Origin of the sequence: Jiella avicenniae (assembly GCF_021390325.1) — a bacterium.
GTDB classification, from domain to species: Bacteria; Pseudomonadota; Alphaproteobacteria; order Rhizobiales; family Rhizobiaceae; genus Jiella; species Jiella avicenniae.
Map to the genome: position 1 here is coordinate 273,032 of NZ_JAJUWU010000001.1, position 14,547 is coordinate 287,578.

Annotated in this window: 10 protein-coding genes; 2 read left to right on the forward strand and 8 right to left on the reverse strand. The window is 68.4% G+C overall.

Annotated features, from left to right (window positions below):
• The first annotated feature begins 372 nt into the window (after positions 1-372).
• On the forward strand, positions 373-1,404 hold the full coding sequence (locus tag LZD57_RS01355) for a type I glyceraldehyde-3-phosphate dehydrogenase (protein ID WP_233717314.1): 1,032 nt from the start codon (positions 373-375) through the stop codon (positions 1,402-1,404).
• Positions 1,391-3,670: an NADP-dependent malic enzyme gene (locus LZD57_RS01360; RefSeq protein WP_233717315.1), complete on the forward strand. Its 2,280-nt coding sequence runs from the start codon at positions 1,391-1,393 to the stop codon at positions 3,668-3,670. Before LZD57_RS01355 ends, LZD57_RS01360 begins: the two co-directional genes overlap by 14 nt.
• A 60-nt stretch (positions 3,671-3,730) precedes the next feature.
• Here LZD57_RS01360 and LZD57_RS01365 read toward each other — a convergent pair whose 3' ends face one another.
• From LZD57_RS01365 to LZD57_RS01400, 8 genes are all read right to left on the reverse strand, one after another.
• Complete coding sequence (locus LZD57_RS01365; RefSeq protein ID WP_233717444.1) at positions 3,731-5,521, reverse strand: ABC transporter ATP-binding protein; 1,791 nt, start codon at positions 5,519-5,521, stop codon at positions 3,731-3,733.
• Positions 5,522-5,858: 337 nt separating this feature from the next.
• Positions 5,859-6,803 carry an acetamidase/formamidase family protein gene (locus LZD57_RS01370; protein WP_233717316.1) on the reverse strand — a complete coding sequence of 315 codons (945 nt, stop codon included), beginning with the start codon at positions 6,801-6,803 and terminating at the stop codon, positions 5,859-5,861.
• A complete protein-coding gene (locus LZD57_RS01375) occupies positions 6,803-8,467 on the reverse strand; it encodes an ABC transporter substrate-binding protein (RefSeq protein ID WP_233717317.1) in 1,665 nt (554 codons plus the stop codon). The genes LZD57_RS01370 and LZD57_RS01375 overlap by 1 nt, the downstream gene beginning before the upstream one ends.
• A 19-nt stretch (positions 8,468-8,486) precedes the next feature.
• The gene (locus tag LZD57_RS01380) at positions 8,487-9,407 is read right to left on the reverse strand and encodes an ABC transporter permease (RefSeq protein ID WP_233717318.1); all 921 of its coding nucleotides are present in this window, start codon (positions 9,405-9,407) and stop codon (positions 8,487-8,489) included.
• The gene (locus LZD57_RS01385) at positions 9,408-10,238 is read right to left on the reverse strand and encodes an ABC transporter permease (RefSeq protein WP_233717445.1); all 831 of its coding nucleotides are present in this window, start codon (positions 10,236-10,238) and stop codon (positions 9,408-9,410) included.
• A 70-nt stretch (positions 10,239-10,308) separates the two neighbouring features.
• Positions 10,309-10,911 (reverse strand): ANTAR domain-containing response regulator, encoded by a 603-nt coding sequence (locus LZD57_RS01390; RefSeq protein WP_233717319.1) that lies wholly within the window; start codon positions 10,909-10,911, stop codon positions 10,309-10,311.
• Positions 10,908-12,053: a transporter substrate-binding protein gene (locus tag LZD57_RS01395; RefSeq protein ID WP_233717320.1), complete on the reverse strand. Its 1,146-nt coding sequence runs from the start codon at positions 12,051-12,053 to the stop codon at positions 10,908-10,910. Before LZD57_RS01395 ends, LZD57_RS01390 begins: the two co-directional genes overlap by 4 nt.
• A gap of 372 nt (positions 12,054-12,425) precedes the next feature.
• Entirely contained in the window at positions 12,426-14,525 is a 2,100-nt protein-coding gene (locus tag LZD57_RS01400) for a prolipoprotein diacylglyceryl transferase (RefSeq protein WP_233717321.1), read from the reverse strand.
• Positions 14,526-14,547: the final 22 nt, after the last annotated feature.

Below are 14,547 nucleotides of genomic sequence, written 5' to 3' on the forward strand. Positions count from 1 at the left end.
AAGTGGAACGCTTCAAAAGCGACATCGATGACAAAAGTTTTGCCGTGCCGCAAAATCCATCACCGCGGTGCAAAAAGTCTTTGCATGCAATGACTTGGACGAAGAGATCCGCGACGTCCCGGCCGATCGGCTCTCCGGGAAGGCACGGAGGCGGCAGGTTCGAGAGCGCGAGAACCGTCGCTGCCGCGACGCCGAACGGCGCTGCGGCTCACCTCGAAAGCGACGGCCGGGGGCCCCGTCGATCGGCTCCGGGGGATCGCCGAACCTGTCGCGGAGACGTTTGCGAGGCTTCCCATCGGGCGGTGAAACGGTCTAGGTCGTTGCCCGACCCATCGGACCGGATCCTGCGGCCACCTTTCCACGAACGCGACCATGTCCTCACGACCCACCACCCTGGCGCTCAACGGCTTCGGCCGGATCGGCCGGACCATTCTGAGGATTCTGGCGAAGGCCGGCAACGACGACCTGCGGCTCGTCCTGATCAACGACATCGAGCCGCTGGAATCCTGCGCCTATCTGTTCGAATACGATTCGGTCTTCGGGCCGTTTGCCGGACGCGTCGAGACGCGGCCGGGCGTATTGATCGTCGACGGCCGGGACATCCCGTTTCATTCCGTGCGCGACATCTCGGCGCTCGACCTTTCGGGCGTCGACGTCGTCCTCGAATGCACCGGCCACAACGACGACCGCGCGACGATCGAGCGCGGCCTTCGGGCAGGGGCGGGCGCCGTCCTGATCTCCGGGCCTTCGAAGGTCGCCGACGCCACCGTGGTGATCGGCGCCAACGAGAAACGACTCGGGGCGGAGCGCGTCGTCTCCAATGCCTCCTGCACGACCAACGCGCTGGCCCCGCTGCTGAAGCTGCTGGACGAAGCTTTCGGCGTCGTCTCTGGCCAGATGACCACCGTCCACTGCTACACCGGCAGCCAGCCGACGGTCGACAAGCCGCGCGGCGATCCGGCCCGGAGCCGGGCGGCGGCGCTCTCCATGGTGCCGACGACGACCAGCGCCGGCCGATTGATCGGCGCGGTGCTGCCCGAACTCGCGGGCCGCGTCGAGGCGCGGGCGATCCGCGTGCCAACCGCCAGCGTCTCGGCCATCGACCTGACAGTCTCGACTCGGCTGCCGGCGACCGTCGAGGCCGTCAACGCCTTGTTGCGGGAGAGGGCCGGGACCTCGCCGGTCTTCGGCTGGACCGACAGGCCGCTGGTCTCCGCCGATCTGAGGGCCCGGCCGGAGTCGATCGTCGTCGCCGGGCCCGAAACATCGCTTGCCGGCGGCCTTCTGAGAGTGTTCGGTTGGTATGACAACGAATGGGGCTTTTCGTGCAGAATGCTGGAAATGGCACGCATGATCGGCCAGCGAGACAATCAGGGAAGAGAGACGCCGCATGTCGAACGATGACGCCAAGCCCTTGTCGAAACGCCAGGAGGCGCTCGACTATCACGAGTTTCCAAGGCCCGGAAAACTGGAGATCCGCGCCACCAAGCCGATGACGACGGGCCGCGACCTCTCCAACGCCTATTCGCCGGGCGTCGCCGAGGCGTGCCTGGAAATCCAGAAGAACCTCGCCGACGCCGCCCGCTACACCGCCAAGGGCAATCTCGTCGCGGTCGTCTCCAACGGCACGGCCGTGCTCGGCCTCGGCAACATCGGCGCCCAGGCGTCGAAGCCGGTGATGGAGGGCAAGGCGGTCCTGTTCAAGAAGTTCGCCGGCGTCGACTGCTTCGACATCGAGGTGAACGAGACCGACCCCGAAAAACTCGCCGAGATCGTCGCCAGCCTCGAGCCGACCTTCGGCGCGGTCAATCTGGAGGACATCAAGGCGCCCGACTGCTTCGTCGTCGAGCGGCTGTGCCGGGAGAAGATGTCGATCCCGGTCTTCCACGACGACCAGCACGGCACCGCCATCGTCGCTTCGGCTGCGGCGGTGAACGCGCTGAAGGTCGCCAGGAAGGACATCGCCGACATCAGGATCGTCGCCCTCGGGGCGGGCGCGGCCGGCATCGCCTGCCTGAAGATGTTCCTGGTGATGGGGGCGAAGCGCGAAAACATCACCATGCTCGATTCCAAGGGCGTCGTGCATACGCTGCGCAACGACCTGTCGCCGGAAAAGGCCGAGTTCGCCCGCGAAACGGAGATGCGCACCACCCTCGACGCCATGGAAGGGGCCGACCTGTTCCTCGGCGTCTCCGGCCCGGGGCTCCTCACCAAGGAGATGGTCGGGCGGATGGCGGACAACCCGATCATCTTCGCGCTGGCCAATCCGACGCCGGAGATCATGCCCGAGGAGGCGCGCGAGGCCTCGCCGGGCGCGCTGATCGCGACGGGCCGGTCGGACTATGCGAACCAGGTCAACAACGTCCTCTGCTTCCCCTTCATCTTCCGCGGCGCGCTCGACGTCGGCGCGACGGAGATCAACGACCAGATGAAGCTCGCCTGCGTCGAGGCGATCGCCGGGCTCGCCCGCGAGACGGCGTCGGCCGAGGTCGGCCATGCCTATCGCGGCGAGCGCCTGACCTTCGGGCCGGACTATCTGATCCCGAAGCCCTTCGATCCGCGACTTCTGCCGACCATCGCCCATGCCGTCGCCAAGGCGGCGATGGAATCGGGCGTCGCGACGCGGCCGGTCGACCTCGAAGCCTACAGCGCCCGGCTGAACGCCCAGGTCTATCGCTCCTATTCGGTGATGCGCCGGGTGTTCGACGCCGCGCGCGCGTCGAGCCGGCGGATCGTCTTCGCCGAGGGCGAGGACGACAGGGTGCTGCGCACCGCCCAGGCGATGGTCGAGGAGACCCAGGACCGGCCGATCCTCATCGGCCGGCCGGACGTCGTCAACGCCCGGCTGGAGCGCGAGGGCCTGAAGATCCGCGCCGGCGAGGATTTCGAGATCGTCAATCCGGAGGACGATCCGCGCTATCGCGACTATTGGGGGACGTATTACGAGCAGATGCGCCGGCGCGGCGTCTCGCCCGATCTCGCCCGCGCGGTGATGCGCACCAACACGACGGCGATCGCCGCCGTCATGGTCCATCGCGGCGAGGCCGACAGCATGATCTGCGGCACCTTCGGCGAGTATCGCTGGCATCTCGGCCATCTCACCCAGATCCTCGCGACGGAGGAGTTGCACCCGGTCGCCGCGCTGTCGCTGATCATCCTCGATAGGGGGCCGCTGTTCATCGCCGACACCCACGTCCACATCACGCCGGACGCCGCCCAGGTCGCCGAAACGGTGATCGCCGCGGCGCGCCACGTGCGCCGCTTCGGCGTCGAGCCGAAGATCGCCCTGTGTTCGAGCTCGCAGTTCGGAAATCTCGACAACGAATCCGGCCGGGTGATGCGCGGCGCGCTGAAGATCCTCGACGAGAAACGCCTCGACTTCGCCTATGAGGGCGAGATGACCACCGACACGGCGCTCGACGACGAGCTGCGCGACCGGCTGTTTCCTGGCGGGCGGCTGGAGGGCCGGGCGAACGTCCTCGTCTACGCCAATTCCGACGCCGCCGGCGCGGTGCGCAACATCCTGAAATCGATCGCCGGCGGTCTCGAGGTCGGCCCGATCCTGATGGGCATGGGCAATCGCGCCCATATCGTCACGCCGGGCGTCACCGTGCGCGGGCTGCTGAACACGGCGGCGCTCGCCGGTTCGGCGGTGTCGAGCTACGGCTGAGGAGAAACGCGGCGGCGGTTTCTCACCCGAGGGAGCGCCGCCGCCGTTGCGGGTTCACGGCTACGTCGGTGCCGCCACCAGATGGCCGGCGCCGACGTCGACGAGCCGCACCCGGCGCGGCGGATCGCCCACCCGGCGCACCGGGCTGGGGATCTCGCTGACGGATCGCTCGAAGGCCGGGCGCCGGCGTGCCGGGTCGGGCTGCGGCACGGCGGCGATCAGACGCCTTGTATAGGGGTGCCTCGGATCGGCGAAGATCTGGTCGCGGGTGCCGGCTTCGACGATCTGGCCGAGATACATCACCGCCACCCGGTCGGAGACGTTTTCCACCACCGCCATGTCGTGGGAGATGAACAGATAGGCGATGCCGAACTCGGACTGGAGTTCGCGCAGGAGCCGCAGCACCCGCGCCTGGACCGAGACGTCGAGGGCCGAGACGCTCTCGTCGGCGATGATCAGTTTCGGCCGGAGCGCCAGCGCCCGGGCGATGCAGATGCGCTGGCGCTGGCCGCCGGAAAATTCGTGCGGATAGCGGTCCATCTGGTCGGGCGAAAGGCCCACCCGCTCGAACAGGCCGGCGACGCGCTGGCGGCGTTCCTCGCGCCCGGCGATGGCATGGATGACCATCGGCTCGGCGACGAGATCGCCGACCCGCATGCGCGGATCGAGCGAAGCGAAGGGATCCTGGAAGATCATCTGCACGTCGCGGCGCAGCGCCTTGGTCTCGGCGCCGGTGTGCCCGGCCATGTTGCTCCCGCCGACGAGGATGTCGCCGCGATAGGGCACGAGGCCGGCCAGAGCCTTGGCCGTCGTCGACTTGCCGCAGCCGCTCTCGCCGACGAGCGACAGGGTTTCGCCCGGCATGATCTGGAAGGACACGCCGGCGACGGCGTGGACATGCGCCTCGACCTTCGAGAGAAAGCCGCCCTTGACGTCGAACGTCACGTCGAGGCCGTCGACTTCGACGACGGGAACGGCACGGCCGCGGCTCATCGGCGCCCTGGTCCCGACGCGACCGTCGCCGCCGCCGATGCGCGGCACGGCGGCCAGAAGCTCCCGCGTATAGGCGTTCTTGGGGGCGGAGAAGATGTCGCCGACCGGCCCTTTTTCGACCATGCGCCCGTGCCGCATGACGATGACGCGGTCCGCCATCTCGGCGACGACGCCCATGTCGTGGGTGATCAGGATCAGCGCCGTGCCGAGTTCCTTCTGGAGGTCGCGCAGGAGTTCCAGCACCTCGCCCTGGACGGTCCCGTCGAGGGCCGTGGTCGGCTCGTCGGCGATCAGGACGTCGGGGCGAAGCGCGATCGCCATGGCGATCATCACCCTCTGGCGCATGCCGCCGGAGAGTTCGTGCGGATATTGCTTCAACCGGCCTTCGGCATCCGGGATGCGCACGGCCTGCAGCGCGTCGAGGGCCCGACGCTTCGCCTCGGCCCGGCCGATGCTCTCATGCGCCATGATCGCCTCGCCGAGCTGGCGACCGATGGAGAGCACCGGATTGAGCGAGGTCATCGGCTCCTGGAAGATCATCGCGATGCGGTTGCCGCGCACCCGGCGCATCTCGCCTTCCGACATCGCGGTCAGTTCGCTCTCGCCGAGCCGCACCGAGCCGCCGGCGACCCTGGCGCCCGGCTTCGGCAGGAGCCCCATGATCGCCAGCGAGGTCATCGACTTGCCGGAGCCGGATTCCCCCGCGATCGACAACGTCTCGCCGCGCTTCAGCGCGAAGGAGAGGTTCGAGACGACCGGGCGAGGGCCGTCCTCGCCGGCGACGACGACGGTCAGGCCCTCGACGGCGAGAACCACGTCGCTGCGGACGGCCGGAGGATGCCGGCGTTCGCTCGTCATGGTCGGAATGAGGCTCATCGGATCGTCGGACATCCTGCGTCCGTCTTTGACACCGCGACGGCGGCGCGGAGAGACGGGAGGCCTTCACTGACGACGTCGAGCCGTGTTCCAAAGCCGGCGCCGCGACCCCCCTCTGCCTTCCTGAGCCATCGTCGAAGGGCGGGCATCTCCCCCGCAAGGGGGGAGATCGGCTGGCTGCAGGCTGTAGCGCCTGCCCTCCACGCTGCAGAATCGGCACTGTCATCGACGCGCCTGATCTCCGCCCTTGCGGGGGAGATGGGCGGCAGCCCAGAGGGGGGTACCTCGCGCCGGCGCACGATCGGATTACGCGTTCCAGTCATTCGAAGACGCAACGCGGGAAGTAGAACGACACGACCCAATTAGGCATGTCGACGATCTCGGAAATCCTGAGGTCGCCGCAGGTCGAGACCAGCATGTAGGCGTCGACCGGATCCATCTGGTAGCGCCCGGCGAGAAGGTCGACCATCTGGGAGACCGCCGCTTTCGCGCCCTCCATCAGGTCCGGGCCGACGCCGGTGGTCACCTCGTAGCCCTTGGCGTCGAGATGGCGGGTCACCGGGCCTGGCGTCGTGAAGCGCGGCATCTTCAGCCTTGCGTCCTTGACGAGGTCGAGGGTCATGACCGTGTTCATCGGGCTCTCGATCGCCGTGCCGCAGACCTCGCCGTCGCCCTGCGCCGCATGGGTGTCGCCGACCGAGAAGAGGGCGCCCGCGACTTCGACCGGCAGGTAGAGCACCGTTCCCGCCGAAAGATCGCGGATGTCGAGATTGCCGCCGACCCGGCGGGGCGGGACGACCGAATGGTGGCCGGGCTCCGCCGGGGCGCAGCCGATCGTCCCGGCGAAGGGCTTCAGCGGCACGCGCCCGTTCTTGCCGAACAGGGCCGGCTCGAGCGTGTCGGGGTCATATTTCCAGATGGTGAGCGCCGGCTCCTTGAAGTCGTCGGCAAGGAGCCCGAAGCCGGGGATGTTCGCCGTCCAGCCGAAGCCCGAGGGCTTGAAGCTCTCGATGGTGATCTTCAGGGCATCGCCCGGCTCCGCCCCTTCGACGAAGATCGGCCCGGTGACAGGGTTGATCTTGCCGAAGTCGACGGTCTTCACGTCCTCGACGGTACTCTCCGGCGAGAACTGCCCGCCGGAGGAATCGAGGCACTCGAACTCGATGGTCGAGCCGGGGGCGACGCGTGCCGCCGGCTCGAACGCGTTGTCCCAGCCGAAATGATGCTGGTGGCGATGGATCGTATAGTCGCAGTTGGTGCACATTATTTCACGTAGACGTAGTCGTAGTTGATCGGGATGTGGACCGGATCGACATAGAGATCGTCGGCGCCACCCATGCGCGGCGACTTCATGGTGAAGCGCTGTTCGTTGAACACCGGCACCCACGGCGCGTCGGCCATCACCTTGCCGTAGATGTCGCTCCACATCGCGTCGCGCTCGTCCTTCTTCGCCGGATCGACGATCGAGTCCGCCTCGGCGGCCTCCTTGTCGAGATCCTCGTTGCAGTACCAGGACCAGTTCCAGCCGCCGGGCACCGCACCCGCGCAGCCGAGGATCGGCCCGTAGAAGTTCGACGGATCGGGGAAGTCGGCGATCCAGGCCATGCCGCCCGACCAGATCATCGGCGCCTGGTCCTTGGCGCCGCCGGCGGCGATGACGTTGGCCTGGGCGAGCGACTGGATGTCCGCCTTGATGCCGATCTGCGAAAGATCCTGCTGGATCGCCTGGGCGATGCGCGGGTTCGGATCGGTGTTCATGACGTAGAGTTCCGTCTCGAACCCGTCCGGGAAGCCGGCCTCGGCCAGCATCGCCTTGGCCCTCTCCGGGTCGTGGGGATAGCCCTTGAAGCTCTCGTCGTAGCCCGGCATCGAGGGCGGCAGCGGCTGGTTGGCCGGGATCGCCCGATTGTTGATCATCTGGACGATGCGGTCCTTGTCGATCGCCATGTTGACCGCCTCGCGCACTTCCTTCTTGTCGAAGGGCGGCATGGTGACGTTCATGGTGATGTAGCCGGTCTGCAACTGGCCGCCCTCGACGACGCGGGCCTTCTGCTCGGGATCGGCCATCACCTCCTGGAACTTCGCCGGCGGGATGCCGTCGCCGGGAATGTCGACCTCGCCCTTCTGCAGGCGCAAGAGGGCGACGATCGGCTCCTGGCCGATCTCGAAGGTGATCTGGTCGAGATAGGGAACGCCGTCGCGCCAGTAGTCCGCGTTCTTTTCGAACACCAGCTTCTGGCCGATCGTCCAGTCGGCCAGCTTGAAGGCGCCGGTGCCGACCGGGTGGTGGCCGAAATCAGCGCCGTATTCCTCGACCGCCTCCTGCGGCACGACGGAGGCGAAGTTCAGCGCCATCACGTGCAGGAAGGTTGCATCCGGCCGCGACAGGGTGATCTTCACGGTCTGCGGGTCGACGACTTCGACGCCGGAGAGGCCGTCGGCCGTGCCGGCGGCAACCTCCTCATAGCCCTTGATCGAGCCGAAGAAGCCGGCGCCCGGCGACTGGGTCTTCGGGTCGGTGACCCGGTCGAGGGAGTATTTGACGTCCTTGGCCGTCATCTCCCGGCCGTTGTGGAACTTGACGCCCGTCTTCAGATGGAAGGTGAAGACCGTGCCGTCCTCGGAGATCTCGTAGCTTTCCGCCAGAGCCGGGCGAAGCTCGGTCGTGCCCGGAACGTAGTCCATCATCGCATCGAACAGGCTCTTGATCATCGACCAGTTCTGCCAGTCGTAGCCGATCGCCGGATCGAGGGTGGAGACGTCGTCCTTGTAGGTGACGACGATGGAACCGCCTTCCTTGGCGCTCGGGTCGGGCTGGTACTCGGCGGTCTTGGCGCCGGCCCCGCCGCCGTCCTGGGCAAAAGCGGGGGCGGAGAGGCCGACGGCGAGGCCGAGCGCGAGGGCGGTGGACGACAGGAAGGCTTTCATGCGGCGGTCCTTTCCGGGGTCATTGGAGTTTGATGCGGGGGTCGATGAAGGGAGTGACGAGATCGGCGAGGAGATTGCCGAGGACGATGGCGCAGGCCGAGACGAGGGTGACGCCCATGATGATCGGGATGTCGACGCGCTGGATCGCCTGCCAGGCGAGCTGGCCGATGCCCGGCCAGCCGAAGACGCTTTCGACCACCACGATCCCCGACATGAAGATGCCGATGTCGATGCCGATCATCGCGATCACCGGCAGGATGGCGTTGGGCAGCGCGTGGCGCAGGATGATGGTCAGCCGCCTCAGGCCCTTGGCGCGGGCGGTGCGGATGTAGTCCTGGCGCAGCACGTCGACCATCGAGGAGCGCATCATCCGCGAGTACCAGCCCGCCCCGAGGATGCCGAGCGTGAGGGACGGCAGGACGAGGTGCGAGAAGGTGCCGTAGCCGCCGATCGGAAACCACGAAAGCCGGACGGCGAAGACGTAGAGAAGCAGGAGCCCGACGACGAATTGCGGCGCCGAGACGCCGACGAAGGATGAGACCATCAGCGCCTGGTCGGTCGCCGTGCCGCGCTTCAGCGCCGCGACGAGCCCCATGGTGAGGCCGAGGATCAGTTCGCAGACGATCGCCCCGGCCATGAGCAGCAGGCTCGCCGGCAGCCTTGCCGTGATCAGCTCGCTGACCTCGGTCCGCTGCAGATAGGAGCGGCCGAAATCGCCCTGTGCGAGGCCGAGCAGGTAGCGGCCGTACTGGACGACGAAGGGCTGGTCGAGGCCGAGCTGGCGGCGGATGTTCTCCACCGTCTGCGGCGTCGCCGAGCGCCCGGCGATCTGCCGGACGGGATCGGCCGGCAGGACGTAGAGAAGGGCGAAGGTGATCAGCGAGACGCCGAGGAGGATCAGGACGGACTGGACGAGCCGGCGGGCGACATAGGCGAGCATTCACATCCTCCCCGTCTGGGTCGGGTCGAGAATGTCGCGCAGCGCGTCGCCGACGAGGTTGAAGGCGAGGGCAAGCGCGAGGATCGCCGCTCCGGGAAAGAACACCAGCCAGGGGGCGGCCTGGAAGTAGGTCTGGTTCTCGAAGATGATGTTGCCCCAGGAGGGCGTCGGCGGCTGAACGCCGACGCCGAGATAGGAGAGCGTCGCTTCCAAAAGCACCGTCGTCGAGATGCCGAGGGTGCCCCAGACGATGATTGTCGGCAGAAGATGCGGCAGGATGTGGCGGAAGAGGATGCGCGGCGTGCCGGCGCCCATCGAGCGCTCGGCCTCGATGAACTCGCGGCGCGACAGCGACGAGGTCTCGGTATAGACCACGCGCGCCGTCTGCACCCAGTTGACCAGCGCGATCACCATGGCGACGATCCACAGGCTGGGTGAGAGGATCGCGGCGAGGCAGATGGCCAGAAGCAGCGCCGGAAAGGCCATCATCAGATCGGTAAAACGCATCAGGATGGTGCCGATCCAGCCGCGGTAGAAGCCTGCCGTCACGCCGATCAGCGTGCCGATGACGAGCGCGATGCCGTTGGCGACGACGCCGATGATCAGCGAGGTGCGGGCGCCGTAGAGGATGCGGGTGAGAAGGTCGCGGCCGAGGAGGTCGGTGCCGAGCAGGAATTTTTCGCCCGGCGGCATCGGTGCGCCCTCCAGCGTCAGGCCGTCGAACATCTGGTCGTCCGGCGTGAAAGCCGTCAGATAAGGCGCGAAGATCGCCCCGCCGACGGTGGCGAGGATGATGGCGATGCCGAGAACCGCCAGCGGCCGGCGGATCAGCCTCGCGAAGACGCCGCGCCGTGCCGGCCGGGCTGCCGGGGAGGCGGCCGGCCCGGTGGCGAGGGCCGCGTCACTTTGCGACGGGCTGCTCACGGCGCTCTCCCCGTTCGAGTTCGACGATGCGGCGGGCTGCCTCCTCGATCGTCACCTGCCAGGTCATGGCCAGCGCCCGAAGCTGGCCGTAGGCCCGCTCCTCGCCGACGCCGCCGGCCGACAGCGCGACGACGGCCTTGACGATGGTCTGGCGTTCGGAGACGCGGCTTCGAAGCGTCTCGACCTCCGCCGCAAGGGCCCGCCGCGCCTCGAAGCCGCGGCGGGCGATGAGGAGGGCGGCATAGATGCCGGAATTGCCGACCGGCTTGACCAGATGGCTGTCGGCGCCGGCGGCGAGCGCCCATTCGATTCGGCCCGGCGCTTCCGAACCGATCATGGCGATCAGCGGCATCGGCGCCTCGCCGGGCTTCCAGGGGAATTGATCGTCGAAGCCGAGATCGGCGTCGAAGAAGCAGAAATCCGCGCCGAGCGCTTCGGCCGGCAGCTCCGGCCAGACCTCGACGGCAACGAGCCCGATGGCGGTAAGCTGGCGCATCAGCGGCGCCGTCGCGGGGTGGGGCCGGTGCAGCACGTAGGCGGTCGCACCGCCGAGATTGGGAATGCGGGCGCGCCGGGTCACGAGACGGCTCTCAGACTGGGCCGGCCGAAGACGCGGGCGGGGTCGTAGCGCGACAGATAGGGGTCCGGCGAAACGACAGCGGGGCTCTCTTCGACCACCTCGAAGCGGCCGCCCCGCGCGCGGGCGATCTTCACCGGCAGGCTGGCATGCTGGTTCGCCGGGTCGATGGCGATGCGGCCATAGGGCGTCGCGAAGTGCCGGCCCGAAAAGGCCGGCCGCGGGGCCTCCGCCGCCGCGCCCGCCGCATCGAGAAGATCGGCGAGGACGATCACCGCGCTGTGGGCCGCGACGTAGAAGGAGGAGGCGGCGTTCTCCGGCGCACTGCCCCGGCCCGGTCCTATCGCCCGCTCCTTGCTCGCGGCGCCCGGTTCCGGCGCGAACCACGGGCCGACCGAAAGATGGCCTTCGGCCGCCGGGCCGATCGCCGGCAGCTCGATTTCGGTCAGGTTGCAGGACAGGATCGGGCAGCGCTCCGGCGTGAAGTGCCCATCCTCCTCGCCGAGCCGGCCATAGGCCTCGAAGAAGGCGTAGGAGGAGGGGCCGATGAGGTTGTTGAGGATGAAGTTCGGCCGGCTTGCCCGGATCTCGGCGATCAGCCGGCTCACATCCGTGTCGCCGAGCGGCAGGTAGCGCTCGCCGAGCACTTCGCCGCCCGCGTCGCCGATGACGTCCCGGGCGACGCGGTTGGTCTCCCAGCCCCAGATGTAGTTCGAGCCGAGGAGGAAGCCGTTGCGGCCGAAGCGGGGGATGACGTGGGCGAGCAGCGGCACGAGGTGCTGGTTCGGGCAGGCATGCATGTAGACGACCTGCTCGTTCGCCTCGAACCCCTCGTAGGGGCAGGGATACCAGAGCATGCCGCCGAATTTCTCCAGCACCGGGATCACCTCCTTGCGGCTCAAGGAGGTGGTGCAGCCGACGACGTGCCGTGCCGAGGAGTCGCGGAAGATCTCCGCGCAGAGCGGCGCGTAGCGATCGGTCTTGCCCTCCGGATCGCGGGCGACGGGTTGGAAAGCGACGGTGCGGCGATCGTCGGCGTTGACGGCGGCGATCCCGGCCTCGGCACCGGCCTTCGAGGCGGCCGAAAGCAGCTGGTAGTTGCCGGAGCAGGAAAACAGCAGACCGAGTTCGACGCGTCGCTTCAAGCGGGACCTCTCTCAAACGAAAGCCCCGCATGGCATCGGCGCGAAATTGCGCCGATGCCATGCGGGGCCTGAATGCCGCCGGCGCTTCACGCCGGTATGTCTGACGGAGACTACCAGCCGGGATCGCTCTGTCAATCCGTAATCAATTTCGCGCCTGCGCATTATTTGGGCAGACCCGATTGCGCTCCCGAGATCTCGACCGGGACGGTGGGCCGCGATGACAAGCCGGGCGCGACCGAAGAGACCGCGACCGGCCTTCGCGTCCCGATGCGCGCCCGCCCGGGGCCGGATCGGTCGCAAAAGAAAACGGGCGCCGTCCGGGGATGGACGACGCCCGCTGTCTCGTTGCTGGTCGCGAATGCGGGTCGGGCGTCAGCAGCCGGAGCCGGACAGGGCCGCGGCGTTGCCGGAGACCTGGTCGACCGTCACCGAGCAGCCGTTGCCGAGATCGACCGACTTGCCGGTCGCAACTTCCTTGCGGCCGACGCCGACGATGTAGAGGGTCGCGCCCTTGTCGGACACGGCGGAGACGAAGACCTTGTGGTCGCCAAAGGCCTTGGTCTGACCGGCGCTGATGCCGTCCGAGCCGAGCGAGGCCGTCTCAGCCGGCTGCTCGCTTGAACCGGAGGACTGATCGGCCGCGGGCTGCTGATCCTCAGCCGCCTCATTGCCCTCGGCGGCAACCGCGACGCCCTCGGGCTGCTGGCTCTCGTCCGCCGCCTGCTGCTGCGATGCCTGCTCGGACCCGGCCGCCTGATCGGACGAGCCGGAGGACGGGGCGGGCTGAGCGGACTGGTTCCCGGCGTCTTGTCCGGCGGCCTCGCCGGACTGCTGCGGCTGGGCCGCCTCGCCCGACTGCTGGCCGGACTGGCCGCCTTCGCAGCCATTTGCCGAGAGCGTTGCCTTGCCCTCGTTCACGGCGTCGAGGGTGACCGAGCAGCCATTGCCGATGTCGGCGCTCTGCCCGACATCGAGGCTCTTGCGGCCCCCGCCGCCGACGACGAAGAGCGTCGCCGCATTGTCCTGCACTGCCGAGACGAAGATCCGGTTCTCGCCGAACACCGCCGTCTGGCCGGCCCCGAAGCTGTCGCCGGAGGCCGACTGCTGGCTGCCCTGCGAAGACGAGCCGCCGGCTGCGGCGGCCTGCTGGCCGCCCTGCGAATCCGAGGATGCGCCGGACGCCGCCGCCTGCTGCTCGCTGCCCTCGGCCTGCTGGCCCGAGTTCTGTTGCGCTGCCTGCTGGCCGCTCTCGCTCTGCTGGGCGCTCTGCTCGCCGGACTGAGCGTTCTGGCCGGCCTGCTGCGCCCCGCCCTGGCTTGCATCGCCGCCTTCGCAGCCGCTGGCCGAGAGGGTCGCGGCGTTGTTCTCGGTGCTTTCCAGCGTGACGCTGCAGCCGTTGCCGGCGTCGAAGCTCGAGCCCGTCGCCACCTGCTGGCGCTTGCCGCCCACGACCATCAGCATAGCGCCGTCGTCGCTGATGCCCGAGACGAAGACCTTGGTGTCGCCGAAGGTCGCGACGCCGCCGACCGGAACCGGACCGCCGGAGCCGCCACCCTCGCCATTGCCGGAGCCTTGCCCGGACGACGCCGCCGCGGCCTGCTGACCGCCGCTCTGGCCCTGCTGGCCGCTCTGGCTCTGCTGGCCGCCCTGGCTCTGCTGGCCGCCGGCTTCGGAAGTGGCGGCAGCGGCGGCGGCACCCTGGCCCGAACCCTGGCCGCCCTGCTGGCCGTCTTGCGATGCCGCCTGTTGCTGGCCGCCCTCGGAGCTGCCGGAAGCCGCCTGGCCGGAGCCGCCTTCGCAACCTTCGGCCGACAGGAACGCCGCGCCGGCCGCGACGCCGGACAGGGTGACCGAGCAGCCTTCGCCGACATCCACCGATGCGCCGGCCTGCACGTCCTGCGGCTCGCCGTCGCCGGCGGCGAGTTTCGCCGAACCCTCGGAGACGTCCGAAAGCGTCAGGCGGCTGGAGCCGAAGATCGCCGACTGGCCGGGGACGAGGATCGCCCCGGTCGCGCCGACCGACTGCACGAGCCGGGCCATGTCGCCGCCCTGGCCGCCGGATGTGCCGCCGCCCTGCGACAGGCCCGCCACGCTCTCCTGCAGCGTGGCGATTTCGGATTTGAGATCGGCGAGACCCTGGCTGGTCTCATCCGCCGCCTGACCGGCCTTCGGCTGGACGGCCGTGGCAATCTCGTCGGTCTTGCTCTGAAGGGTCTGGCCGAGCTGGTCCATGTCGGTCTTCAGGCCGGCCACCGCGTCGGTGACGGCCTTGTTGGTCTCGTCCAGCTTGGCGCTGAGCGTATCGGAAACCGTCTGGACCCCGGTTCTCGTCTGGTCGATCGGCTCCTTCAGGGAGGCGATCTGTTCGTCGACGTTCTCGCTGACGTCGTCGACGTCGGGCCCGAGCAGCCAGCCGATGAACAGACCGACGATCAAGGCGACGACGATCGGAATGAATTTCGAACCGCCCATGCAATCTTCCTCCCGGGGGATT